2 protein-coding genes are annotated in these 1,963 nt (G+C 32.9%); both read right to left on the bottom strand.

Annotated features, from left to right (window positions below; all coding sequences use genetic code 11):
* A partial coding sequence (locus OM074_RS21040; RefSeq protein WP_301202683.1) for a hypothetical protein occupies positions 1 to 267 on the bottom strand: 267 nt, incomplete at its 3' end.
* A 324-nt stretch (positions 268 to 591) separates the two neighbouring features.
* Positions 592 to 1,317, bottom strand: a complete 726-nt coding sequence (locus tag OM074_RS21045; protein WP_301202684.1) for a helix-turn-helix domain-containing protein — start codon at positions 1,315 to 1,317, stop codon at positions 592 to 594.
* Between the last annotated feature and the right edge of the window lie 646 nt (positions 1,318 to 1,963).

Genomic DNA, 1,963 nt, shown 5'->3' on the forward strand with positions numbered 1-1,963 from the left:
ATCTGTAGTGGAATATTCACAACTTCCATCACTAACCGTGGCCAATGAATCGTAGTTTAAAGCCAAAACATCCATACATCCGGGAATTCCGGTTGATATAGTATCTGTAGTGGAATATTCACAACTTCCATCATTAACAGTGGCCAGTGAATCGTAGTTTAAAGCAAGAATATCGGTACATCCATATACCTGTATCGTATCCTGGGCAGAAACAGCTACTGTAAACATCAAAAATACAGCGCTCAATACAAAATAAATTTGTTTCATAAGAATATTGTCAGAATTTTGGACTAAAATAATCAATCATTTTTTTCTTTTAAAGTTAAAATTCTTTAATTTTCATACAATTACAAGAAAGAAAAGGAGGATTATGTGGTGAATGGCTTTGCTATATCCGATTTTAAAAATTTAGTGATGTGAAGATTTAATACATTTAGGTTAGCCTTAAATATGCAGTCTTTTATTCCTTAAAATGCTCTCTTAAAATATATCAACCCCCATAATACAGACCGCTTGAGCCGGTTTTCGTCAACACCGCATCCAGCCTCTGTTTTGCAAACAGGCAGGACGCTTAGTTATTGGCGGTAGTTATTATTTATCTACCAATCCTGTACTAAATGGACTTTTACAATCTGGTGTATAATCTCGGTAAAATCCAATTCTCTTATTTCTGTCCCGAGTACTCAAATCACCAGTTCCAAAACTCCCACTGAATCCATCATTACATATCACTTGACAGTCAAGATTTAGTAATAAATTGTGGATATCAAATTCAATCTTTTTGTAATGAATTGTTATACCAATTTTGTGTAAATCCCTTTTTATTTGTACCAAACTGTCAAGAGTCAGATTATGCGTAAAAGCAGCCTCTACTCTTTTTACTGTAGTATCCTCGTTGCGTTCAATCGTTAAACTTTTTTGTCTTTTTAAATTATCGGTCTGAGCATTAGCATTGAAAATACTCACAAACATAAAAATGATTAAACAAGTCGATACTGACAAAATTGAAATTTTTCTCATTGCATTAGTTTTTAAATTAAATAAATCTTTGATATACCATAGAAATGTATGATCCTTCAATTTTGATGTTTGATTCTCGTTTCTTCCATCATTACCGGTATCTGATGTTTCAAAAAAATCAAATCCTAGAGTCTGAGAAATAATTTTAATTGTTGAAGCCCTTGGTTTAACAATACCAGATTCAATTCTTTGGATTGTTCGAATCGTTACATTACATATTTCTGCAACTTCTCCTTGTGTCAAGCCTTTGTGCTTTCGAATCTCAATTAATTTTTTTCCAAAATCTACGCTTTCCATTAAAATTGAAATTTATATCAAGATTATACTTAACCTGTAACTAAACCAAAAATCATAGTTGTATTATATGCGTCATTTATACGACACATCCTGTAAACATCACTCTTATACCATTTTGTGTTAATCATATTTCATTTATATCTCAAGTCTGTCATTTTATGCAAAGTGTCTATTTTAATTACCGCCAACGATTCGCCAATAAGAGGAGGCAGGGTTTTCGAAGCCACCTATCTACCGAGCCGTTGCTATGTTTGTTACTTGTATTTGTACTTCTACCCAGCTTACTTTTATAGGCTGTTACCCACAGTTACACCTCATATTGCTTCACTTATCCGAACATGTTTTTCTATTTCAGGTCTCCATTGATCTTGATTTGACATTATATCGCAAATCTTTTGGTGAAAATAAACCTGATACCAAGTTTTCTTGTGAAATTCACAAACATTTTTGTATGCTTTTTCGGAATGTATCATCAATTTCATGATAAATTCTTCTTTAGGTTCTCTATGGTTGTTTATTACCTGGCTCAAACTTACAGGAGCAACATCAATAGTAAGCATTCGGTAAACCCCGTCTTGATGCGACAAAAATAAGTGTTGCTTTCAAATTACTTCCAAAACATTCGGAGTAATTTGAAAGTTCTTAG

This window comes from Plebeiibacterium marinum (assembly GCF_026013615.1).
GTDB classification, from domain to species: Bacteria; Bacteroidota; Bacteroidia; order Bacteroidales; family Marinilabiliaceae; genus Saccharicrinis; species Saccharicrinis marinus_A.